The sequence below is a fragment of the Spelaeicoccus albus genome (genome assembly GCF_013409065.1).
Lineage (GTDB): Bacteria > Actinomycetota > Actinomycetes > Actinomycetales > Brevibacteriaceae > Spelaeicoccus > Spelaeicoccus albus.
The window spans coordinates 3,742,534-3,764,073 of record NZ_JACBZP010000001.1 but is presented as its reverse complement, the minus strand read 5'-3'; the positions used below and the strand labels follow the sequence as shown (position 1 = coordinate 3,764,073).

The window sequence follows — 21,540 nt, the reverse complement described above, 5'->3', positions numbered from 1 at the left end:
AGTTCCCCAAGCCGTGTATTCGCTCCTCCTCGCGATCATCTACATCGCGTTCGTCAGCCTCGGGCTGCCCGACTCCCTCGTCGGGGCCGGCTGGCCGGCTATGCAGAAGGATCTCGACGTCCCCGTGGCGTTCGCCGGCATCATCACCATGATCATTGCGGGCGGCACAATCCTGTCGAGCCTCGCGTCCGAGCGGGTCACCCGCCGTTTTGGCGCCGGCGTGGTCACGGCGATCAGCGTCGGAATGACCGCGGCCGCGCTCGTCGGATTTTCCGTCTCCGGCTCATTCTGGATGCTGTGCCTGTGGGCAATCCCGTACGGGCTCGGTGCCGGCGCGGTCGATGCAGCCCTCAACAACTACGTGGCCCTGCATTACGCCGCACGACATATGAACTGGCTGCACAGCTGCTGGGGGCTGGGCGCATCGATCAGCCCGTTCATCATGAGCCACGCCCTCACCGCCGGCCTTGGCTGGTCCAGCGCGTACCGCGTCGTCGGCCTCATCCAAGCCGTCCTCACAGTCGTACTGCTCATCAGCCTGCCGCTGTGGGGAAAGGTCAACCGCGTCGTCCCCGACGACCATGCCACCGAGCCCCACGAAGCAAGGGCGGCCGGGCCCGAGTCGTCACAACGAGGGAGCTCTCATGTTTCGCTCGCGCGGGCTCTGCGGATCCCCGGTGTCGTCTCGATCCTTGCCGCTTTCTTGGCGTACTGCGCGCTCGAGAGCACCTCGATCCTCTGGGCATCGACGTATCTCGTGAACGATCGCGGTATCGCCCCGGCCACAGCGGCCGCCTTTGCATCGCTCTTCCTATTGGGCATCACCGCCGGACGATTCCTGGCCGGCTTCTTCGCCGACCGGGTGGGGGACCGGCAGCTGATCCGTGGCGGGTTCATCACCGTCGGCCTCGGCGCCGTCATGTTGTTTCTCCCGCTCGAGACCGACGTGCTCGCACTGTGCGGGCTCGTCATCGCAGGACTTGGATCCGCGCCGATCTACCCCGCCATCATTCACTCCACCCCGGTCAACTTCGGTCGCCGCAATTCACAAGCCATCATTGGCATCCAGATGGCCGCCGCCTACACCGGTTCCACTCTCGCGCCGCCGATGTTCGGCGCGATCTCGTCCTGGACCGGAATGTGGATCTTTCCGCTGTTCCTTGTTGTACTTGTCGGCTTGGGGTTGCTCATGTCCGAGCGGCTCAACCAGCTCGTCGGACGCTGAATTCGCGTCCGCTTTGCTACGCTCCGGTTCATGGTTGAACGGACGGCGGATGGGAGCGCCGGCGATGCGGACTACGGCCCGATCGGACAGGCCTACGCGGGGTATCGGCGTCCGGATCCCGAGATCGCAGTCGCTATTGAGACGGCGCTTGGCGACGCGCGTGCGGTGCTCAACGTTGGCGCCGGTACGGGGTCGTATGAACCGCCGGATCGAACGGTGACGGCCGTCGAACCGTCGGCCGCCATGCGCGCGCACCGCCCTGCGGAGCTTCCAAAGGCCGTGGATGCCACCGCAGAGAATTTGCCATTTGCGGACGACTCGTTCGACGCGGCCATGTCAACGTTCAGCGTCCATCAGTGGCAGGATCTTGGCGCCGGCCTGGCTGAACTCCGCCGCGTCACCCGTGGGCCAGTGGTGATTTTGACGTGCGATCCGACCCGGCTCGACCAGTTCTGGCTGGCCGATTATGCCCCTGAAGTCATCGACACGGAGGCGCGCCGGTACCCGTCGCTCTCGCGTTTGGCGGATGGTCTTGGGGGCCGGACGACCAGCACCATCGTGCCAATTCCGCTTGCGTGCACCGATGGGTTCAACGAAGCGTATTACGGACGGCCGGAAGGCTTGCTTGATGCGCGGGCACGGTTGTCCTGCTCTGCCTGGAGTTTCGTCGGACCGGATGTGCACGAGCGTTTTGCCGCTGAATTGCAACGAGATCTCGAAGCCGGGGTCTGGGACGAGCGGCATAACGGCCTGCGCCGGCAAGCGCACTTCGACGGTTCACTCGTGTTGGTGGTCGCAGAGCCGTAAATCGCCCGAAGTCTCGATGGAAGGAAAGAGCCATGGGCAAAGTCGTAGTAATCAATCACGTCACGCTGGACGGGGTGATGCAGGCGCCGGCTCGCGCGGACGAAGACACGCGGGGGCAATTCGAATTCGGCGGTTGGGCAGCGTCGCACCACGATGACGTCTTGGCGGCGAAGATCGGCGAATGGATGAACGGCGAGCACGCGCTTTTGCTTGGCCGCCGAAGCTACGACGATCTGCTCCAAGTGTGGAACCGGATGGGCGGTCCATTCCGGGACTCCCTCAACAAGACTCCCAAATTCGTCGCGTCGAGAAATGCCGGGACGACGCTGAAGTGGCCGAATTCGACCTTGCTACACGGCGATGTCCCGGCGTCCGTCGCCGAATTGAAGCAGAGCCTCGAGGAGAACCTCGTCATCATGGGCAGCCAATCGTTGATTGGTGCGCTGATGGTCGCGGGGCTCATCGACGTGTATCTGCTCATGATTCACCCGATGGTCCTCGGCACGGGGCGGCGACTATTTCCGGACGACGTGGACGCCGCGCTTGAACTCACCGATAGCGTGGCCACCACCAAGGGCGTGTTGGTCGCCACCTACCGGCCGGCGCACGCCCCGGCCGACTTGGTCTAGGCGGCTTGGACGGGGAGCTGGAGGTAGGCGGCGTGCTTGCCGCCGGTGTGCAGAATATGCAGTCCGGTGTTGGCAGGCTGGTATTCGCGGTTGCCGGGCATCATCGTGCCGAGGAGGTTGCGACCGCTGACGATGAACCGGAGTTGTTCGCCGGGATGGAAAGCCAGCCCGATCGGAAGTAGTTCGACGTCGATGTCGACAATTTGGCCCGATGCGAGTTTCGGTTGCTACACGGAATCAGCAATCATAGGGACGGCATAAGTACCGACGACAGCCCCGATGCCGCGCTACGAGCGGGGCTCGTTTCGTCGATGCTTGTCGGAATGATCATGAGTCGGCAAGTCATCGCCGTACCCATGCTCGCCACGGCAGACACGGAAAAACTCGTCCAGATGGTCGCCCCGGGCATCCAAGCTATCCTTATCGGCCCAACTCTGTCGCACTACTAGTAATATCGCAGCTCCAGTGCTAGCATTATGCAACATGAAGACGTTGTATTTGCGAAACGTCCCTGATGCCGTGTTGCGAAGGCTTCGGAAGCTGGCGGACCGCGACGGTACCTCCGTTAGTGCGCTGGCGGTCCGAGAGCTGTCCGACGTCTCGAGGCGTGCAGACAACCCGGAAATGATGGCTGAGCTTCCTGATTTGGACGTCGACGTGGTCTCGATTGTCGATGGCGTGGACCAGGAGCGCGCCGCCAGGTGATAGTTCTCGACGCCTCCGCGGCTTTGTCGGCGCTGCTGAACGCTGGACCGGCACGCGAGTCGGTGGTCAGTGAACAACTGCACGCGCCTCACCTTGTCGATTCCGAGGTCGCCAGCGGCCTCCGCCGACATGTCGCTTCAGGCGCAGTTGCCGTCGGCGATGCGTGGACGGCGTTGAATACTTGGCGTCGGCTGGGCCTTACGCGCTATCCCACGTACGGTCTCCTTGAACGCATCTGGGCGCTTCGCGACAATCTCTCCGCCTACGACGCCGGCTATGTCGCCTTGGCTGAATCTCTCAACTGCGCTCTCGTTACCGCCGACGCTCGGATCAGCCGTGCGCCGGGAATTCGTTGCCCAATCACCGTGGTGCCTCGTTGATCGTTTGTCGGGTGTCGCGAGTCCCGACGTTTCTTCGCCGCTGAGTGGCCCTTTATGGCGCAGCAGAATTGCTGTAGCTTCGGGGCATGTTGGTCGTGGGGTCGATAGTCATCCGTGTCGCGGATCTGAAAGCGCAGATCAATTTCTGGACGAAGGCACTCGATTACCTGGTTCGAGAACCCCGAGACGACGACTTCGCGTTATTGCATCCTCGCCAGGGGGCCGCCCCCAATGTTTCCCTCGACGCACACTATTCGGACCGGCTGCTGCCGCCGCGTATTCATCTCGATCTCTATGCTCAGGATCAGCAAGCTGAGGTCGAACGGTTAATTGAGTTGGGCGCGCAGGAAATCCACTGGGATCGCCAACCCGACGACGCCGATTTCGTCATCATGGAGGATCCGGAAGGTAATAGGTTTTGCGTCATCGACGCCGCCGGCTCGACCAGGTGAAACGGCTCCGGTCGTTGCTATATTCATGGCATGTCAGCAAAGCGTCGGACGATCAGAATATTTCCTGACTGGGGGCATGACTGGCCGCTGTGGGAAAACTTCACCGATAAGTACGCGATGGAACCGACGGACTACGGACTGTCCGATGATCTGACTGAGCTGATGGCACGGTGGTACGCGTTTTGGGAGAATCACTGTGACCCACATGATGGCTGGGACTCCCGGGAAAGTAGAACACTCTCGCGCATCGAGGGAGATCGTATGGTTCGGATGCTTATAGCTGAGGTTAATTCGTTTGCCGACGTAAGAGATGAACGCGCTTGACGATGATTTCCGGACGGCACGAGCATGGGCGCAGAAGCAGACCCGAGCGTAAGGTTGGTCGGCAGTGAACTGGTTGCAAGTGGTTTCCTGGATTTCGATTGTCCTCAGTATTGTCCAGGCAATAGTGATCACCGTCGACATCATCCGGCGCCCGCAAAAGATGATGCCGATCATGAACTTGGTGTGGCCGCTTGTCGGACTGTTCTTTCCGATCGTCGGGATTTGGGCCTATTACGGCTTGGGACGAGCAAGCCGGCACGCTACGACAACGAGCAATCACGCCCACGGTGACAAACCTTTTTGGCAAAGCGTCTTCGTTTCCACCACGCATTGCAGCAGCGGATGTTCGCTTGGCGACATGGTCGGCGCACCACTGGTGTTTTCCACCGGCCTGCTCATCGCGGGATCGGCGTTGTTCACGGACTACGTCGTGGAGTTCGTGCTGGCTTATATCTTCGGCATCGCATTTCAGTATTACGGAATGGGCCTGAAAAAACACGACCATCCCGGGCAAGCGCTCAAGGACGCGATTAAAGCCGACACTCTTTCGCTGATCAGCTTTGAAGTCGGCATGTTCGGTTGGATGGCGCTCGTGTCACTGGTGTTTTTCGCCTCGGCTCCGGAACCGGTCTCGCCGGTGTTCTGGTTCATGATGCAAATCGCCATGATGCTCGGATTCCTCACGAGCTACCCGGCGAACTGGGTGCTCGTGAGAACAGGCGTCAAGCACGCCATGTAAAGAATTTACGGCTCACGGCGGTTTTGACCGATGATTTCCCACTGCCGCAGTCGTCTACCGGATCACGGCAGACAACCGAGAAAGGAATCATCATGAATGACACCGCCACCCCGGCCGGCAGCCCCGTGGACACTATCTCCGCTACGACACCCGCGGCGATCCAGCCCTGCCTGTGGTTCGACACCCAGGCGCGCGAGGCCATGGAATACTACGTGAGCGTCTTTCCGAACTCGCGAATCACGAGCATCGTCGAATATCCGGACGAATCCCTCAACGAGCATTTCAGCGGCATGAGCGGCAAGGTGCTCAACGGATCGTTCACCTTGAACGGAGTCGACTACGTCTGCCTTGACGGCGGATCCTACTTCACCATCAACGAAGCAGTATCTTTTATCGTGTCGTGCAAGGATCAACAAGAGATCGACTACTACTGGAAGGCGCTTTCGCACGTTCCCGAATCGGAGCAGTGCGGATGGTGTAAAGACCGATTCGGCGTCAGCTGGCAGATCACCCCGGCGCACATGGCCGAACTCACCCGGCGGCCGGAACAGATTCAAGTAATGATGAACCAGAAGAAGATCGTGATCGCCGAGTTGGAGAACGCCTGATCGGCATCAGCGTGCCGCGTGCTCGTCGCCGATGCCGAACAGGGCACGCGCGTTCCCGGCGATGAACCGATCGCGGTCGTCGTCGGTGGGGAAGTGCGTGAGGAACGCGTCGATGTCAGACCGTGAGGGCCGCTGAAAAGGGTAATCCGTCGAGAACAGGAGCCGGTCGGACGTCGTCACCTCCAAAGCGTGTCGAAGCAGCGCCGGATTGAGCATCCCCGAACTCGTGATGTGACAGTTCGACCGGACATACTCGGTCACGGTCCGCTCCAACCCGGCGACTCGAGACAGGCTGTCGACCCGATCGAGCCAGAACAACAAGAGCTCGCCCCAGTGTCCGAGAACTATTTGAAGGTTCGGATGCCTGTCGAAGGTGCCCCGCACAATCAGCCGCAAGGCGGCGGTAGCGGCCTCGATGTGCCACCCCCATCCGAACGTCGCCAGACCAAGCTCCGTCATCGGGTCGAATCCGCTGTACGCCGCCCGCCGGATGGAGCGCGGCGGAATCTGGGGATGGATGAAGATCGGCCGGCCGAGCGCTGCTGCGGAGGCGAACACGTCGTCGTAGCGCGGGTCGTCGAGCGGTTTGTCTCCGCTGCGTCCATAGACCATCGCGCCGACGCATCCGAGCCCCACGGCGCGCTCGAGTTCGGAGGCGGCTGCGTCCGGGGACGACATCGGCAATGTGGCAAGCGCTCGCAGCCGCGATGGATGACGTCCGACGGCTGCGGCCGCGATATCGTTCGCGCGGCGGCTGAGTCCGACGGCGTCCGCGGCGTCGAGTGGCTGCGTCCCTGGCGGTGCGAGGGAAAGGATCTGCATGTCGATTCCTTGAGCGTCCATGGCCGCGATTCGCCCGTCGCCGATCTCATTGAGACGCTCCAGGTTGTCGCCCAGCTCGTCGAGCGCAACGCTGTCGTCACTTCGCTCGGCGGGAAGCGCCTTGACCGCCGAAGTCATCTCGGCCAGATTCCAGTGTTCTTCTATCGCGATCAGGGCCACTAGCTGTCTCCTCGAGTCTCGGCAACAATTCGCTCAACATTCGTTGAGTCAATACGTTACCACCGTTGCTCAACGCTTGTAGAGTGAGGATATGGCCGAGACATCACGCGACGCGAAACGAGCCCGTACCGCCCAACTCATCCTCGAAGCGGCCCGCGAGGAGTTCGCGACCCGGGGATTCGACGGCGCGACGATCCGGGGCATTGCGGCCGCGGCGGCGGTCGACCCGTCGCTCGTGATTCAGCACTATGGTTCGAAAGCTGCGCTGTTCGCCGTCGCCGTGCAGCTTCCGAGTAATAACGCGGACGTCGCGGCGGACCATCTTCTCGAGGTCCTCGCCGTGCGGTTGGGTGAGCTGCCGCCTGAAACGCGCGCGCTCGTTCGCTCGATGTTGACGGTTCCCGAAGCCGAAGCGTCCATGAGACAGTTCCTCGACGAACGCGTCGAGAATCTGGCCGGGTCGTTCGACGGTGATGATGCGAAGCTTCAGGCGCTGCTTGCCGTGAGCGGCATTCTCGGCCTGACGATTACGCAGCATTTTCTGAAGTTGCGTGCTTTCGATGACGTCTCGTCGGAGTCGCTACTGGAGGCTGCAGGTGGCTGGCTCGCGCCGGCAAAGGGCGATACCTAGACCGATGACGCCGCAAAACCGGCCGTCTAAAGGTCCGCGCCGTACACGAGACAGTCGAGATCATGCACGGAGGTCCGGCGCTCCAGGTGCAATCCGATCTTCTCGGCCACGCGTTGGGACGGCAGGTTCGCTGGCCGGATGATCGCGATGAGGTGCGATATGCCGCCGTCTCGAGCCTCGTCGCGGACGGCGCAGGCGGCCTCGGTCGCCAAGCCCCGGCCGTGCCAGGCGGGCATCAAGTGGTAGCCAACTTCGACAAGCCTTTCACCCTCGACGGTCTGCACCGTCAGACCGCAATCACCCACGAACGTGCCGTCGTGGAGTTCGATTATCCAGGGGCCGAAGCCGTGCTCGGCGTAATTGCGCTCATTCCAGGCGATCCAGTTCGCCGCATCCTGGCGGGTCTTCGGCGCGGGGTAGTAGCGCATGACCTCGGGATCGGAAAGGAGAGCGGTCATCTGGTCGAGATCGTCGGCCGTCATTTCGCGAAAGCGCAGTCGGGGTGTCGAGGCAGGCAGCATTGTGCCAACGGCACGCGACCGCCCCACCGTGTCGTCCGCCGTCCACTCGTCGAGCGGGGTCCGATTAAGAATGGGGGAGGTCGGGGTCGCGCCCGTGCCGTGGTGGACCGGGGGCGTCGATGCGGAAGCGCACTCCGAGCATTCGAATGACGAAGCAGACCGCGGCGGCGACGAGCGCGAGCGGCAGGCCGTAGACGTCGGTCTTCACGGCGATAATCGTGATTGCGGCGGCAACCAGCGCTGGAATTGCGTACAACTCGCTCCGGAGAACGGTGGGGATTCGCAAGACGAGGAGATCCCGAATAGTTCCTCCGCCGACCGCGGTGACGACCCCCAATAGCAGCGCTGGGCCGACCCCAAGTCCAAAGTCGAGCGCCTTACTGGCCCCAATCACCGCGAAAATACTCAGTCCGACGGCGTCCAGAAGCGTGATCAAGTACGTCAAGCGCTTCAGCAGTCGACTCAGAGTGAAGGCAATCAGCCCGCCGAGGAGGGCGAGCGTGAAGTACCGCCAATCCTGAAACGTCGCCGGCGGCACCGAGCCAATGATGACGTCGCGGATCACGCCGCCGCCCAGTGCCGTGATCATGCCGAGTGCAATGACCCCGACAACGTCCAGGCGGGCGGCGCGCACCGCGGTGAGTGCTCCATTTAGTCCGAACGCGAAAGTGCCGGTCAAATCCAGCGCAAGCATGAGCGGCGATTCGGTAGTCACCCCACAGGCTTACCACGAGGCCGCGGCGTGGCAATATGGCCTTCCGGCGATGCGTCACCGCCGAGCCGCTAGCCAAGTACCTGGTAGAACGGTGACTATGAAACGGCATCGACCGAGCGAATGGTTCGCGAAGGGGCTGGGGCCGAATGTTCGTCCCCGCACGTGGGAAGGCTGGCTCGTGAGCCTGGCCCTGGTTGTGGTGGTCGTTGCCGTGGCCGTCACGATCTCGACACTGGGCGGACGGTAGTCCGTCGGATAATTTGTACGTTTGAATTCTAGTGAGTTGTACAATAGTAGGTATGGACGTCACAATCAGCAGGCTCCGCGCGGAATTGGCGACCTGGATCGAGCGGGCACAGGACGGTGAGGAAATCGTCATAACTGATCGAGGAACGCCTGTCGCACGTCTGTCGTCGGTCGAGACCGCGCCGCTGATCGAGCAACTGACTTCGAGCGGTGTATTGACCAGGCCGCGCCATTCGAGTCGTCCCGAAGCGCGAAGCACATCGCGGGTTCGCGCGTCGGGACCCGTGGCCGACTTGATCGGTGAGCCGCGCCGCTAAGTATGCCGATCGTCTATTTCGATAGCAGCGCGTTCATCAAATTGGTCGTTGAGGAAAACGGCAGCGAACTGTCGGCTGCACTCTGGGACGGGTGCGATGTGCCCGTGTCGTCACGGTTGGCCTATCCGGAAGTGTGCGCCGCTTTGGCAGCCGCCGGTCGTAGTCATCGGTTGGACGCCGAAGATCAACGCCGGGCCGAGGTGCTGTGGGAAGAATTCTGGGCCGCGGCTCGGGTAGTCGAGATGACCGAGACGATCAGTCTGCACGCCGGCGAACTAGCGGGCCTTCACGGATTGCGCGGCGCGGACGCCGTGCATCTGGCAAGCGCGCTGGCCATCGGGATCGGCGACGCTCTGTTTGCCGTGTGGGACACGAGGTTGCGCGCCGGCGCCGAGGCAGCCGGATTTCAGGTCGCACCCGTCACTTAAGCCGGCGGCCCAGATCGATTTCGGACGCCGACCGATGAGTTCGAGCGCCGCTCACCGTCGGTACCGGTACAGGTGCGGCTCGGGCCGCCGAACATCGACCGAAGGAACGCTCCCATGGCAGACGACACAATGACTGCAACCCGAACTATTGCCGCGGAACCGGAAACCGTGTTCGCCGTACTCGCCGATCCGGCTCAGCATGCTGCGATCGACGGAACCGGTTGGGTGCGCGAGGCGCTCGACGGCGAGAGGTTGGCCGAATCCGGGCAGACGTTCCGCATCGCGATGTATCACTCCAACCATCCGGACGGACACTACGAGATGTGTAACCGGGTCGAAGCATTTGATCGGCCGCGTGCGATTTCGTGGCAGCCGGGACAAGACGATGGATCGGGCACCATCGGGTACGGCGGATGGCAATGGCGATACGACCTCGTCCCGGATGGGCAGGACGGCACGACGGTCACGCTGACGTATGACTGGTCGGCAGTGCCGCCATTCTTGCGCGAGCACATCACCTTCCCGCCTTTCCCGCGCGAGCATCTGACGAATTCGCTAGCCCATCTGGACGCACTCGCCACCGCGTCGGCCGCGGCGCCCCTCTAATTTGCCGGAGCAGTCGGCGCGGGGTGACTGCTCGCTACATTTAGTACATTTTGGTCGCCGGCGCGACCGCGCCAACTTCGGGGAAATGTAGATAATAGATCGCATGTCGAAAACAATTGACCGGCGGATAGGATTGCGCATGCGTGAGTGCCTCCGGTTGACCTCCGCGGTTGCAGCGGTGGCGTTGCTGGCAGCGGGCTGCTCGTCGGCCGAAAGCCAGCCCGACCCGACGCCGTCCCATAAAGCTATGCGCGTGACGCACGCGCAGATCAAGTCGGCCAGCAATTCACCGAAGTCGCTGGTTCCGGCCGGGCACTGGGCGCTGGTGCATCGGCCGAAGGACCGCCCGATACCCGCGCACACGTATTTGGTGCGCATTGTCAGCGTGGTGAAGGGTGCGTCCGGTGATCTGAAGAAGGTCAAATTGATGGGCCCTGATCAACCCCTGTCGATGAAGACCGCTGTGCCCTATTACGTCGCCTTCCAGTCGGCAATGGTCAAGGGCAATCCGGACAACGCGGACGGGCCTGGCGGGAACGTCGCGATCGACAAGGGCCACGACAACAAAATTGGCATCCTGCAATACGCGTCGCAATTCGGCGATCGCTGCCGCCCGCCGACCGACGACGGGGCAAGCTGGGACCCGAAGAACAGCGTCTCGACCACCTGCCAAGTCGTGGTTACGGCTCCCGGCGCGCAGTACGCGCCAACAATGCTGCAGGTGGGTTGGACCGGGCATGGTCCGGCGGCGAAGTTGAAGGTGCCGACGCCCAAGTCGACCGTCTGATCGGCGTCGGCGCTGATAGTCCTGATCACGCGCATAGCGCAGAAGTATTGCAGGTGGAATCAACCGGGACGTTCGACATCGACCCGAACGTAATCGACAAGAAGTTCCCCGGTAACCCAACGCGGTCGTACCGCAGTAGCGCGACGCTCACCTGGAGGCATCCGAGGCCTGGATCACTAAACTTCGAGCGTTTCTGTCTTGACCGGACCATTGGGTGATCCTCCTGCGGAATGGCCTGGACGACGCGGGTCCGTATTGTTGCTTCTCTCGCGGCAACGCTCATGCCCGTATACTTGCACGCATGCTCCGCGATGGTGTGACCGTTGAGATCGCGTCCGATCTCGACCAAGTGCAGGTTCTTGGGCTGTACCGTGCGGTCGGATGGATCGCCTACACCGAGCAGCCCGATGTCTTGCAGGCCGCCTTGGCTGGATCGTCACGCATTGTCGTCGCCCGAGAGGGAGGGGCCCTCATCGGGCTGGCACGGGTCATTTCAGACGGCGCCAGCATCGCCTACCTCCAAGACGTACTTGTCCATCCACGACATCAACGCCGTGGGCTCGGTGCCGCGCTGGTCCGTTCCGCGTTGGAGCCGTATGCCGAGGTGCGCCAGAAGGTCCTACTCACCGACGACCAACCGGCCCAGCAGGCCTTCTACGAACACCTCGGTTACCAAGAGATCAGCAAGACTGCCAGCGGGTCTCTGAGGGCGTTCGTCCGCTTCGATCGCTGACCGACCGTCCCGCAAGCCGATCGCTCTTTGGACTGGTGGGCAGTGCCGCCGATCGGTATCGTGTGCGTTCATGCGGTTCCAGAGCACGGTAGAACTGGGTGGCGAGACGGCGACCGGAATTCCGGTCGGATGGGCGGTCGATACTTCGTCCCCCTTAGCGCCGAGAACCGCGCTGCTGCCGGCGTCATTGCAGGCGACGAGGTCGAGACTCGCACATCGCGACGCTCACGAGCGCATCGAGCTGGCACCGTAAACCGTTCGTCAAGCGGGCACAGCAATTGTTGCAGCCCGGTGGTCACGAAATTGCGTATATGGATCCTCGAATTCAGCTGAGGTGGCGGGCTTGTCGAAGTGGGGATAGTGCTGCGGTCAATGCCGCGACCGCGAAGACGATGACAACGCCGATGAGCGTGAGCCGAACGCCGATGAGTCCGACGGCCAGTCCGGCCAGCAGAGCTCCAAGTGCGCCTATCGTCCTGTTGACCGAGCGTCGGGTGGCGTTGACTCGGCCAAGCAGTCCGTCCGGCGTCTGCGTCTGCCAATAGCCCACCTCGTTAGAGTTCTCCACGCCGGCTGTCAGTCCTTGAATGGCCAGCGCTATGAACATTAGGGCCGTGCCGAGAGCGCCATGCTGGGCGATGGCGACGATAAGCCACGCCACCGGATAGGCGCACCGAGTCAGAATAATAACCGGTCCAGGCCCAAGCCATTCACCGATCCGGGGCGCGACCGACGCACCGGCCAAGGTGGCGAGGCCGAAGACTGCCAGCAGCGCCCCGAAGGCGAAGCCGGACCACCCCAGAGAGCGCAGTATCAGCAGCGACAAGGTGGTCATTGCCGCCCCGTTGGCCAGGAACCACACGTGCGTCGAGGCAGCCAACGGGCCCAACGTGCGGTGACGGTAGGTCCAGCGTAGGCCGTCACGGATCTCCGTGCGAAGGCTCCGAGCCGGCGAGTCGGGCTGAGGTTCACGAATTCGGATGCTTGCGTTCAACACGGCATCGGCGAGATAGCTGACCGCGTCGACAAGGATTGCGACCGGTGCGCCCAACAATCCGACGAGTCCGCCACCAATGGCCGGCCCGAGCGTCTGCGCGGCCGCGTCGGTCTGATCCAGCCTGGCGTTCGCGACGACCAGCCCCTTCCGGGGCACTAACCGTGGAAGCAGCGACTGTGTGGCGGCGAACCCGAACACGGAACAACCGCCGAACAACAACAAGGTGGTGACCAGCATCCAGATCTGTAGCACACCGCTCAGCCACAGGACCGGGATTACCCCAAGTGTCGCGGCACGCCCGATGCTCGCCCACACCAGGATTGGTCGGCGGCGCCACCGATCAGTGTATGCCCCGGCTAGCAGCCCTAGCAGCGCATAGGGGACGAATTGTGCGGCGTTGACCACACCGACCTGGACTGGTGTCGCTGCGAGCACCTGAACCACCAGCACGGGCATCGCCACGGTCGTGACTGCCGAGCCGAACGAGCTTAGTGCGGCTGCCGTCCAAAAACGGGCAAACGATGAGCGCGCAGCTGAACGAAGAGCCCCTGCCATCGATATCCTCCCTCACCCGTCCGCGGTTCGACTACCGTATCCGAGCAACGATGACAATTGACCCGGTCGTCGACGCTGCACGCGCTTTTCGACGCAGTTGATCCACGCGCCGTACACGCCGGGACGATCAGTTAGTTGGCGCAGTCGGGGCAGGGCTCGGGCCGTGATCTTGGCTCTTTTCTGCTGAAGGCCCCTCGGCGTTTGCGCTGCCGGTAGTTGGTGGCGACGTGTGCTTTGTCGTGTTTTCGGAATGCTCTGGCTGTTTCGGCGGGCTTGGCTCGCTCTCACGCGTCGGAGTCATTGTCGGCGTGGTCCCGTCTGGAGTTGAGGGTTTGGGACGTTTCGGCGCGGGCTTGACACTATCGGGCGCTGGCTCTGAAGGGTGCGAGGCCACAGCGGGCGGACGCTGCTTTTTGCCTTCCGGCGATGGGGTTTCGTCACTCGATGCGTCGCCGCTTCTCGAGCTGTCACTGTCCGAAGTCTCTGCGTCTTCATGATCTGAGGATGGGAAATGCGTGGCCGTGGTGATCGTGATGGCATTCGACGTAGACGCCGTGAAGTACGCGTATGTGCCGCCCTCATCGACCAGATACCCGGCGCTCGTGCCAAGTATTCCCAGAGCAGCGGCACATACCACGACGAAAGCACCACGTAAATGTCTCACGGTTTGCTGCCTCCACCGGCCGTCCGAGTCGAGCGGCTGACTCGAGCAAGGAACCAGATTGCCGCGATCAGCAAAACCGCGCTGCCGATCATGAGCAAGCCGGCTGGGGCAAGGAGAAAGCCTCGCACGATGCCGATATAGGGCACGTCGTACCAGAGCTCGCCGCGAATTTGGGATGCGCGCACGGGCTCTGGATCGGCTGTTCGGTTGGCGTCGCCTTTCGTGGTGAACACGAGACCGTGTTTACCGTTGTGTTTCGCAACGATGCGGTGGGTAATGAGTACCTGGGCATGCGTCGACTGATCGGTTTTTTGATATGTGACGATATCGCCGACGTCCAGCGAACCAGGAGCTACCGGACGATCGACGACGACCGATCCCACCGGTAGGCGCGGCACCATACTTCCGGAAAGCACCGTCAGAGTGTGACCGCCCGACACCGCCGGTACGAGAGTCAAGAACACCGCTAAAGCGAGGATTGCCGCTACTGCGATGGTTGAGACAAGGGCGATTATTCGCCCCAGCGCGCGTCGCAGCCCGGATTGTGCTCGGGGCTCAGTCGGCGGTGAGGCTTTGGTGCAGCTCTCGACCTCGGATTCTGCGCTGTCGACAGATTCGTTCGTTGACGTTCCCATCGCAAGCCGTCCCTTCTCGCGATCTCGTTGGCGCGCCGTGCAATTCCGGCGCCATGGCCAGCTTCGCCGAATCGCAGCGGACGACGCATCGTCAATTGTGGCTATTGGCAGATAGTCACGATTGCCGATGCCGGCGAACGCCACCGTCGGCCACGGTGGTGTATCAGGCGATGGTCTTGCCGCCAAGCCACCTCCTCATCGCTCCCGGCGGCCCGATCCGAAAGAGGACACCATGGAATCCACGACGAAGAAGAAGCTCGGCACAGCGGCCGGCAGTGTGGCGGCGGTCGGTGCCGCCGTCTGTCTGACGGCGGGCACCTTCTCCTACTTCACCGATACCGACACGGGCCCGACGCAAACAATCGCTACGGGAAATATCGCTGTGGAACATAGCTTCAGCGACGTATTCCCGAACGTGAAGTGGAAGCCCGGCACCACGTACACGGAGACTTATACGTTGACGAACACTGGTTCTGTCAGTGGCGACCTCACTGTCGAGTTGGATAATGCCGGCGGTGACCCGGAGCTGATAAACGCACTTCAAGTAAAGGTCGGAACGAATGCTCCGGGGACGCTGGCACAGGTAGAAGGTTACGGTGCATACGACGCTGGCACGCTTGCTCCGGGTGGTTCAAGAACGTTCACCATTAAGGTGACGTTGCCCGAAACAAATACGAATCAGAACGCGCTCGAAGACTTGACGGCGTCAGCCAAGGTGGTAGCAACTCTCCAGACGTCGTAACGCTGCCTTACGTAGCGACAGCGTCAGCGAGCAGTCGCCGTTCGCTGCACCAACCAGCCTGTCCGCATGGGGCCGTCCCCTCATGCGGACAGGCTCATTCCCGGACGGCGCCGACAGCCAAATGGACAAGTAAAGGGACAAACGGCCGGTTTGAACAAATGAGTAGTACTGCGCTCTCGGTTGGAGTACTACGTACTCGTGACCGCCGTTCGGCTAGCTCATAGGTTGTTTTGAGGAAGTATCGAAACACAGGTGCCGGCAGCGAATCGGGGGCGAAGGCATATGAGCGTCGTTAGCGGAGTTCGCACCAACAGTGCTGCAAGTGCGGCGTCCGCACGCGTCAGGCTTGCAGCCGACGTCATGACGAAAATCGCCGCCGAAGGAGTCGTAATCCTGGTTGCGGCTGGGACGGCGATCTTGTTGTTGCGCGCGACCGCGGCCCACGGGATGCATCCGCTGCAGTACCGTGCGGATCCGCTTTTGGCGGCGGCGACCGCGGGATTGGCGGCAGTAGTGGCACTGTTGTGCGCGGTCAGTTCCCGTTTGAGAGCTGAACCGGGGTTGCGCGTAGTGACATATGCCTGGGGATACTACGCGCTCGTGGTCATGCCAGTCAGCGTCATTCTCGAGGCGCCGGGCACAAGTCCGATTGTTCCCGGCGGTGCAGCGGCGGGGATCAGCGTGTTCATCGCACTACTTGCACTGGGCCTCGTCGAGCCCCAGCGACAATGCTCAGCGGACCGCCCAATCGTCAACCGAGCCATCGCAGCTGTCGCGCTGGTGACTTTCGTGGGTTTGTCCGCGGGCGTTGCCGCCAACTTTGACTCGGGCTTCACTCAAGAATCGTTGTTGGTTGTCTGGGGCGTATTGGCCTGTGCATACATCGCTCGCGGATTTCGGCGCCGGGAGCCGGTGTGGCATCGGATGGGCTACGGGATTGCGCTCATCGCTGCGGCTCATCTGGTGCTGCAAACCGGGGTCACGATCGAGTTCGCGGTGCTGCGGTTCGTCGGTTTTCTCGTCTTGGTCGGTGCGTTGAGCCTGCACGCCCGCGAGGTGGTGACCGAGCGGCGAGCCGCCCGAGCAGAAGCCGTCATGGTTGCTGCGGCCAAGGAACGAGCGGCGAGCGAACACCGGCACGAAATGCGCAACGTGCTTGCCACTCTGGCGTGCGTGACCACAATGATGACGCCGCGCCCCGACGCTGCCGCGTTGGCGAATGACGGATCGATCAATGCCATGATCGATGACGAGTTGGCACGGCTTCGCAACCTGCTCGAAGGGATGGCGCCCAGCCGGGACAAGAGCACTGCCCGGGTGGACGCCGTCCTCTCTCGCTTGGTGACGCTGCGGCGCTATTCGGGCGCTCCCATCACGCTCGACGGCCCGTCCGGATTGGAAGTTGCCGTACCCGAGGCCGTCCTCACGCAGGTAGTGACGAACCTGCTGGAAAACTGTGCTCGCCACGCTCCGGGCGCGGCGATATACGTCGCCGCCTACTCCGAACCGGGCGGTTGCGTTGTCGAGGTCACGGATGCGGGCCCCGGGATCAACCCGACCGCGCCGACCTCGGGCGACGGGCTGGGGCTCTCGCTCTCGACCCGGATCATCGAGGCCGCCGGGGGTACGCTTCAGCTGGGCGCCGGAACCCGGTTCACGACCGGCACGACGGCATTGCTGCATGTGCCGTTGGCCGCCGCCCCGCCTCAAGAGCCCGCGGCCGTGGCGAGTGGGGGAGGGCGCTCGCTGTGAGTACCGCCGAGACCGTCCTCGTGATCGATGACCACGAGTTAGTCGCTGCGAGTCTGACCTTCGCGCTTGCCGAGAACGGGTTCGACGCGCAGCGGATACCGGTGACCGATTTGGAAACCGTGTGTGAAACAGCTTTGCCGTACACCCCGGGTGTGGCACTTCTCGATCTCAACCTGGGCGTCGACGTCGAGGGCAGGTCCTTGGACGGCGTGCAACTGGTGACTCCGCTCTGCGCCCAGGGGTGGTCGGTTCTCGTGGTCACCGGCACCGACGAAATCGACAAGGTCGCGGCCGCGATCGCGGCCGGTGCGGCGAACTGGATGGTCAAGGGAGCGGATCTTGCCGAGCTCCTCACCCTCACCGCCGAGCTCAGCGAAGGGCGCGGCCGGCTCACCGAGCCGGAGCGTCGAGCAATGTTCGACCATCACCGCGAAGTTGTGCGCATCGACGGGAAGGACACTGCGCGCTTAAGCAAACTTTCGTTGACCGAAAACAGCGTGCTCGCCCAACTCGCAGACGGATCGTCTGCGGCGCAGATCGCGGAGGAGACTTTCACCTCGATTCACACCGTACGAGCCCACATCCGCAGCATCCTGACCAAGCTTGACGTCAGCTCGCAGGGCGCGGCAACCGCCATTTCACGCCGTCATCCGCCGCCGCGCAACTCGATTTCCGTGCGGGCCTGGCGGCAGATGCGCCGAGCCTTCAAATAGCTACTTCGACCCCATCAGCGAGGCCGGGATCAGCGAATCCAGGTTCTTCTCGTACGACTTCACGCACTGCTCGTGAGCCTGCTGCGTGATCGCGTTGTCCAGGCATTCCTCGTAGCTGGCCTGCCACGGCCAAATGGCAATCGCCCACACCTGCGTAAGGGTGACCACCAGCGTGAGCACAAGTCCGATCGACAGAAAGCCGTAAATACTGCCCTTCATCTTGGCCTTGACGGCTCGCACCATGGCCATGATGCCCACGACCATCGCGGCCAGCCCGAAGGCCAGGGCCGCGATCTTCCACGGCAGCTGCAGTTCCGCCGTGAGGATGGCGCCGATAATGAGCACGGCGAAGTACATGGAAAATCTGCCCGCAGCCAGCACCGCGGGCGGCGGCAGGTCGTTGCCGTTCTTCCGGCCGTCCGGCTTTTGCTGGGGCGACTGATTGTTCGGGGTGCTCACCCTTCCATGCTGCCATGTCGCCGGTGTGCGAATCGCTCCGGTATCGTTACTGCCGTGCGTCTCGTTGTTCTCGCGTCCGGTCAAGGAACCCTCACGCAGGCCTTGATCGACGCCGCCAACGCCGGCGCCCCTTTCACCATCGTCGCCATCGGCACCGACAAGCCGGACGCCGCGGTGCTGGCCCGGGCGACGGCGTCCGGAATCGACACGTTTTGCTGCCGATTGCCCGACTACGCAAGTCGTGCCGACTGGGACGCCGCGCTCGCTGCCGCCGTTGCCGAACATCGGCCCGACCTGATCGTCTCGGCCGGGTTCATGAAGATTTTGGGCGACGCGTTCTTGACCCGGTTCGAAGGCCGCATCATCAACACGCATCCGGCCCTGCTGCCGAGCTTTCCGGGCGCCCACGCCGTCCCCGACGCGCTGGCATACGGCGCCTCGGTCACGGGTTCGACGGTCCATTTCGTCGATGCCGGCGTCGACACCGGGCCGATCATCGCCCAACGCGCGATCGACGTCGACCCCGATGATACGGAAGAATCGTTGCACGCACGTATCAAAGCCGTCGAGCACGCGTTGCTCATCGAGGTCGTCCGGTCGCTCGCCGAGCGCGGGTGGACGCTGTCCGGCCGGCGCGTGCGGCTCGGACCGGAAACGACGACGCCCAGCACACGTTCCACCCGCCAGTGAGCCATCCGCACAAAAGTACGTAAGCACATAAGGGAGTAACAGGTGACTGATCAGCCCGACCGTCCAATCAAGCGCGCCCTGGTGTCGGTCTACGACAAGACCGGCCTCGAAGACCTTGCCCGAGGGCTGCATGAGGCGTCGGTGACGATCGTGTCCACCGGGTCCACGGCGGCGACGATCGCGGCGGCCGGAGTACCGGTGACCAAGGTCGAAGAAGTCACCCAGTTCCCCGAGGTGCTGGACGGCCGCGTCAAGACCCTGCATCCGCGAGTGCACGCCGGCATCCTGGCCGACTCGCGGCGTCCGGAGCACCTGGCGCAGCTGAACGAGCTGGACATCGAGCCGTTCGACCTTGTCGTGTCGAACCTGTACCCGTTTGCCGATACCGTCGCCAGCGGCGCCGGCATCGACGAATGCATCGAAAAGATCGACATCGGCGGTCCGTCGATGGTGCGCGCGGCCGCCAAGAACCATCCGACCGTTGCGATAGTGGTCGACCCGGCCCGGTACGGCGAGGTGCTCGACGCCGTGAAGTCCGGCGGGTTCACGGCCGCTGGGCGCCGCAGCCTGGCAGCGGACGCGTTCGTGCACACCGCGAATTACGACGTCGCCGTCGCTTCCTGGATGAGTACGGTGCTGGCCCCCAGCGACGAAGTAGACGGCGAGTCGACGGGCTTCCCGGCCTGGACCGGCGCAACCTGGGAACGCAAGCAGGTGCTCCGCTACGGAGAAAATCCGCACCAGCGTGCCGCCCTCTACACGGACGTCGACGGCCCGGCCGGCCTGGCACAGGCCACCCAGTTGCACGGCAAGGAGATGTCATACAACAACTACACGGACACGGACGCCGCCGTGCGCGCCGCCTATGACTTCAGCGAAACAGCCGTCGCGGTCGTCAAGCACGCCAACCCGTGCGGGCTGGCAGTCGGCGCGGACGTCGCCGAGGCACACCGCAAGGCGCACGCTTGTGACCCGGTGTCGGCGTACGGGGGAGTGGTCGCCGCCAACCGGCCCGTCAGCGTGGCCATGGCCGAACAGCTGAAGGGCATTTTCACCGAAGTCGTTGCGGCTCCAGGGTTCGAGGACGGCGCGGCCGAGGTACTGCAGAAAAAGAAGAACGTGCGGCTGCTGGTGCTGCCGGGCGGGCCAAGTCACGAGGTTGAGACGAAGAAGATCTCCGGCGGGTTGCTCATGCAGGCCGTCGACAAAATTGACGCCGACGGCGACGACGCGTCGTCCTGGACGTTGGCCGCCGGTGAGGCCGTGGACGCCGCGACGTTGGCGGATCTGGAATTCGCCTGGCGGGCGTGCCGCGCCGTGAAGTCGAATGCGATCTTGTTGGCCTCGGACGGCGCCACGGTGGGCGTCGGAATGGGACAGGTGAACAGAGTCGATTCGGCCCGTCTCGCGGTCAACCGGGCCGGCGACGGCCGCGTGCAAGGGTCGGTGGCGGCGTCCGATGCGTTCTTCCCGTTCGCCGACGGACTGGAGATCCTGCTGGAAGCCGGCGTGAAGGCAGTAGTGGAACCGGGCGGGTCGATCCGCGACGATGAGGTGGTTGAAGCCGCCCGCAAGGCCGGAGTGGCGCTCTACTTCACCGGGACGAGGCACTTCTTCCACTGATGAATCCGTCACCGCACCGAAGCGTGGACGTCGCGCTGATCGCATTCGTGCTCGGCCTGGCCATCACGACCGCTATTGCGTTCCTGGCCGGTTTTCGCGCCGGCGGCATCGCGTTGGCAGTCGTGTTGTTCGGTGCCGCCGTGGTGCGTGGCGTGCCGACGACGGCGTCTGCCGCGTTCGCGGTGCGGGCCCGGTGGTTCGACGTGATCGCCTTACTCGTGCTGGCCGTCGGAGTGGCGTTTTTCGCGGTCACGCTGCCGGCGTGAGCTGCTGAACGCTCGCTGAACGACGGCTGATCAACGCCGAATTATTGCCGGTTGGGGCTTTACAAGCCCCGGGGATGTGCGTAAAGCTCATACCAAGTCGGCCACCCGCCGGCGCCCCTTCACGGGGTGAGTCTAGAAGAAGGAGTAACGGTATGGGTCTCGGAGATTTCGCCGATAAGGCCAAGGACGCAGTGAACTCCGACAAGGGCGAAGAGGTATCGGACAACGCATTTGACAAGGGTTCCGATAAGCTCAACGACGCCACGGGCGGCAAGTTCGAAGACCAGATCGACAAGGGTAAGGACGCTGCCGACGATCACGTCGGAAATGAGTAAGCGCCACTAGTTCTCTTTCTAGAAAAGTAGGCGGGACCGGCATTTGCCGGTCCCGCCTTCTTTGTGCACGGCCATAGAGTGCGCGTGCGATGTAGTGCGTAGTACTCACGTGCCGAGTGAGTATTCGAACGCACCGAACTGGGTATGCCCCGCGTCATTGTGGGCAATCAGCGGGCTAAAAGACGAGTCTCGATTACTCGTGATTCGAATTCTGCCGATCCATAACGTTGAAAGCGTCAACGCAATTCGGTTCA

At 62.8% G+C, this 21,540-nt stretch carries 29 protein-coding genes and 2 pseudogenes; 24 read left to right on the top strand and 7 right to left on the bottom strand.

What is annotated here, in order from left to right; translation table 11 throughout:
* The first annotated feature begins 13 nt into the window (after nucleotides 1-13).
* From BJY26_RS17475 to BJY26_RS17465, 3 genes are read left to right on the top strand one after another with little or no spacing between them, the layout of a single operon-like run.
* Entirely contained in the window at nucleotides 14-1,225 is a 1,212-nt protein-coding gene (locus tag BJY26_RS17475) for an MFS transporter (protein WP_179429457.1), read from the top strand.
* Nucleotides 1,226-1,255: 30 nt separating this feature from the next.
* A complete protein-coding gene (locus BJY26_RS17470) occupies nucleotides 1,256-2,032 on the top strand; it encodes a class I SAM-dependent methyltransferase (RefSeq protein ID WP_179429456.1) in 777 nt (258 codons plus the stop codon).
* A gap of 32 nt (nucleotides 2,033-2,064) precedes the next feature.
* The gene (locus BJY26_RS17465) at nucleotides 2,065-2,661 is read left to right on the top strand and encodes a dihydrofolate reductase family protein (protein WP_179429455.1); all 597 of its coding nucleotides are present in this window, start codon (nucleotides 2,065-2,067) and stop codon (nucleotides 2,659-2,661) included.
* Here BJY26_RS17465 and BJY26_RS17460 read toward each other — a convergent pair.
* Nucleotides 2,658-2,870 (bottom strand): annotated as a pseudogene (locus tag BJY26_RS17460) (CocE/NonD family hydrolase C-terminal non-catalytic domain-containing protein); the annotation flags it as partial. The gene BJY26_RS17465 and the pseudogene BJY26_RS17460 overlap by 4 nt on opposite strands.
* On the opposite strand from BJY26_RS17460, the gene BJY26_RS19445 reads away from it, so the two are divergent.
* From BJY26_RS19445 to BJY26_RS17430, 6 genes are all read left to right on the top strand, one after another.
* Complete coding sequence (locus tag BJY26_RS19445) at nucleotides 2,865-3,110, top strand: TetR/AcrR family transcriptional regulator (protein WP_342354689.1); 246 nt, start codon at nucleotides 2,865-2,867, stop codon at nucleotides 3,108-3,110. The pseudogene BJY26_RS17460 and the gene BJY26_RS19445 sit on opposite strands and share 6 nt — an antisense overlap.
* A 34-nt stretch (nucleotides 3,111-3,144) precedes the next feature.
* Nucleotides 3,145-3,366 (top strand): antitoxin, encoded by a 222-nt coding sequence (locus BJY26_RS17450; protein ID WP_179429453.1) that lies wholly within the window; start codon nucleotides 3,145-3,147, stop codon nucleotides 3,364-3,366.
* On the top strand, nucleotides 3,363-3,746 hold the full coding sequence (locus BJY26_RS17445) for a type II toxin-antitoxin system VapC family toxin (protein ID WP_179429452.1): 384 nt from the start codon (nucleotides 3,363-3,365) through the stop codon (nucleotides 3,744-3,746). The genes BJY26_RS17450 and BJY26_RS17445 overlap by 4 nt, the downstream gene beginning before the upstream one ends.
* Nucleotides 3,747-3,832: 86 nt before the next feature.
* Nucleotides 3,833-4,198, top strand: coding sequence for a VOC family protein (locus BJY26_RS17440; protein WP_179429451.1), 366 nt, complete (start codon nucleotides 3,833-3,835; stop codon nucleotides 4,196-4,198).
* A 388-nt stretch (nucleotides 4,199-4,586) separates the two neighbouring features.
* Nucleotides 4,587-5,261, top strand: coding sequence for a DUF4396 domain-containing protein (locus BJY26_RS17435; RefSeq protein ID WP_179429450.1), 675 nt, complete (start codon nucleotides 4,587-4,589; stop codon nucleotides 5,259-5,261).
* Nucleotides 5,262-5,353: 92 nt separating this feature from the next.
* Nucleotides 5,354-5,869 carry a VOC family protein gene (locus tag BJY26_RS17430; RefSeq protein ID WP_179429449.1) on the top strand — a complete coding sequence of 172 codons (516 nt, stop codon included), beginning with the start codon at nucleotides 5,354-5,356 and terminating at the stop codon, nucleotides 5,867-5,869.
* A 6-nt stretch (nucleotides 5,870-5,875) separates the two neighbouring features.
* Here BJY26_RS17430 and BJY26_RS17425 read toward each other — a convergent pair whose 3' ends face one another.
* Nucleotides 5,876-6,829: an amidohydrolase family protein gene (locus BJY26_RS17425; protein WP_218852484.1), complete on the bottom strand. Its 954-nt coding sequence runs from the start codon at nucleotides 6,827-6,829 to the stop codon at nucleotides 5,876-5,878.
* Between the two features lie 133 nt (nucleotides 6,830-6,962).
* On the opposite strand from BJY26_RS17425, the gene BJY26_RS17420 reads away from it, so the two are divergent.
* Nucleotides 6,963-7,502 (top strand): TetR/AcrR family transcriptional regulator, encoded by a 540-nt coding sequence (locus tag BJY26_RS17420; protein ID WP_179429447.1) that lies wholly within the window; start codon nucleotides 6,963-6,965, stop codon nucleotides 7,500-7,502.
* Nucleotides 7,503-7,528: 26 nt separating this feature from the next.
* Here the strand turns inward: BJY26_RS17420 and BJY26_RS17415 are convergent, their stop codons facing one another.
* Both BJY26_RS17415 and BJY26_RS17410 read right to left on the bottom strand, forming a co-directional pair.
* Nucleotides 7,529-8,023 carry a GNAT family N-acetyltransferase gene (locus tag BJY26_RS17415; RefSeq protein WP_179429446.1) on the bottom strand — a complete coding sequence of 165 codons (495 nt, stop codon included), beginning with the start codon at nucleotides 8,021-8,023 and terminating at the stop codon, nucleotides 7,529-7,531.
* 64 nt (nucleotides 8,024-8,087) lie between these two features.
* A complete protein-coding gene (locus tag BJY26_RS17410; protein WP_179429445.1) occupies nucleotides 8,088-8,738 on the bottom strand; it encodes a trimeric intracellular cation channel family protein in 651 nt (216 codons plus the stop codon).
* A 97-nt stretch (nucleotides 8,739-8,835) separates the two neighbouring features.
* Here BJY26_RS17410 and BJY26_RS17405 point away from each other — a divergent pair, with 97 nt between their 5' ends.
* From BJY26_RS17405 to BJY26_RS17375, 7 genes and pseudogenes are all read left to right on the top strand, one after another.
* Nucleotides 8,836-8,985 (top strand): hypothetical protein, encoded by a 150-nt coding sequence (locus tag BJY26_RS17405; RefSeq protein ID WP_179429444.1) that lies wholly within the window; start codon nucleotides 8,836-8,838, stop codon nucleotides 8,983-8,985.
* Between the two features lie 52 nt (nucleotides 8,986-9,037).
* Nucleotides 9,038-9,301: a type II toxin-antitoxin system Phd/YefM family antitoxin gene (locus BJY26_RS17400; protein ID WP_179429443.1), complete on the top strand. Its 264-nt coding sequence runs from the start codon at nucleotides 9,038-9,040 to the stop codon at nucleotides 9,299-9,301.
* Nucleotides 9,302-9,303: 2 nt separating this feature from the next.
* On the top strand, nucleotides 9,304-9,729 hold the full coding sequence (locus tag BJY26_RS17395) for a type II toxin-antitoxin system VapC family toxin (protein ID WP_179429442.1): 426 nt from the start codon (nucleotides 9,304-9,306) through the stop codon (nucleotides 9,727-9,729).
* A gap of 114 nt (nucleotides 9,730-9,843) precedes the next feature.
* A complete protein-coding gene (locus tag BJY26_RS17390; protein ID WP_179429441.1) occupies nucleotides 9,844-10,335 on the top strand; it encodes an SRPBCC family protein in 492 nt (163 codons plus the stop codon).
* Between the two features lie 178 nt (nucleotides 10,336-10,513).
* Nucleotides 10,514-11,122: a hypothetical protein gene (locus BJY26_RS19250; RefSeq protein ID WP_179429440.1), complete on the top strand. Its 609-nt coding sequence runs from the start codon at nucleotides 10,514-10,516 to the stop codon at nucleotides 11,120-11,122.
* Between the two features lie 44 nt (nucleotides 11,123-11,166).
* Nucleotides 11,167-11,271: pseudogene (locus tag BJY26_RS19245) on the top strand (NAD(+)--rifampin ADP-ribosyltransferase); the annotation flags it as partial.
* A gap of 152 nt (nucleotides 11,272-11,423) precedes the next feature.
* Entirely contained in the window at nucleotides 11,424-11,855 is a 432-nt protein-coding gene (locus tag BJY26_RS17375; protein WP_179429439.1) for a GNAT family N-acetyltransferase, read from the top strand.
* A 325-nt stretch (nucleotides 11,856-12,180) separates the two neighbouring features.
* Here the strand turns inward: BJY26_RS17375 and BJY26_RS17370 are convergent, their stop codons facing one another.
* Together BJY26_RS17370 and BJY26_RS17365 are read right to left on the bottom strand one after the other, a co-directional pair.
* The gene (locus tag BJY26_RS17370) at nucleotides 12,181-13,407 is read right to left on the bottom strand and encodes an MFS transporter (RefSeq protein WP_179429438.1); all 1,227 of its coding nucleotides are present in this window, start codon (nucleotides 13,405-13,407) and stop codon (nucleotides 12,181-12,183) included.
* A gap of 660 nt (nucleotides 13,408-14,067) precedes the next feature.
* Nucleotides 14,068-14,706: a signal peptidase I gene (locus tag BJY26_RS17365; protein ID WP_179429437.1), complete on the bottom strand. Its 639-nt coding sequence runs from the start codon at nucleotides 14,704-14,706 to the stop codon at nucleotides 14,068-14,070.
* A gap of 232 nt (nucleotides 14,707-14,938) precedes the next feature.
* On the opposite strand from BJY26_RS17365, the gene BJY26_RS17360 reads away from it, so the two are divergent.
* The 3 genes from BJY26_RS17360 to BJY26_RS19660 all read left to right on the top strand — a co-directional run bounded on the left by BJY26_RS17360 (nucleotide 14,939) and on the right by BJY26_RS19660 (nucleotide 17,913).
* Nucleotides 14,939-15,448: a TasA family protein gene (locus tag BJY26_RS17360; protein WP_179429436.1), complete on the top strand. Its 510-nt coding sequence runs from the start codon at nucleotides 14,939-14,941 to the stop codon at nucleotides 15,446-15,448.
* Nucleotides 15,449-15,730: 282 nt separating this feature from the next.
* Entirely contained in the window at nucleotides 15,731-17,200 is a 1,470-nt protein-coding gene (locus tag BJY26_RS17355; protein ID WP_179429435.1) for a sensor histidine kinase, read from the top strand.
* Nucleotides 17,197-17,913, top strand: a complete 717-nt coding sequence (locus BJY26_RS19660) for a LuxR family transcriptional regulator (protein WP_179429434.1) — start codon at nucleotides 17,197-17,199, stop codon at nucleotides 17,911-17,913. The genes BJY26_RS17355 and BJY26_RS19660 overlap by 4 nt, the downstream gene beginning before the upstream one ends.
* Here the strand turns inward: BJY26_RS19660 and BJY26_RS17345 are convergent, their stop codons facing one another.
* On the bottom strand, nucleotides 17,914-18,372 hold the full coding sequence (locus BJY26_RS17345; RefSeq protein WP_179429433.1) for a hypothetical protein: 459 nt from the start codon (nucleotides 18,370-18,372) through the stop codon (nucleotides 17,914-17,916).
* Nucleotides 18,373-18,426: 54 nt separating this feature from the next.
* Between BJY26_RS17345 and purN the strand changes: the two genes are divergently transcribed.
* The 4 genes from purN to BJY26_RS17325 all read left to right on the top strand — a co-directional run bounded on the left by purN (nucleotide 18,427) and on the right by BJY26_RS17325 (nucleotide 21,286).
* A complete protein-coding gene (gene purN / locus BJY26_RS17340) occupies nucleotides 18,427-19,062 on the top strand; it encodes a phosphoribosylglycinamide formyltransferase (RefSeq protein ID WP_237249187.1) in 636 nt (211 codons plus the stop codon).
* Between the two features lie 42 nt (nucleotides 19,063-19,104).
* Complete coding sequence (gene purH / locus BJY26_RS17335) at nucleotides 19,105-20,685, top strand: bifunctional phosphoribosylaminoimidazolecarboxamide formyltransferase/IMP cyclohydrolase (protein WP_179429431.1); 1,581 nt, start codon at nucleotides 19,105-19,107, stop codon at nucleotides 20,683-20,685.
* Nucleotides 20,685-20,951, top strand: coding sequence for a DUF3017 domain-containing protein (locus tag BJY26_RS17330; protein WP_179429430.1), 267 nt, complete (start codon nucleotides 20,685-20,687; stop codon nucleotides 20,949-20,951). Before purH ends, BJY26_RS17330 begins: the two co-directional genes overlap by 1 nt.
* A 152-nt stretch (nucleotides 20,952-21,103) precedes the next feature.
* Nucleotides 21,104-21,286, top strand: coding sequence for an antitoxin (locus tag BJY26_RS17325; protein ID WP_179429429.1), 183 nt, complete (start codon nucleotides 21,104-21,106; stop codon nucleotides 21,284-21,286).
* Nucleotides 21,287-21,540: the final 254 nt, after the last annotated feature.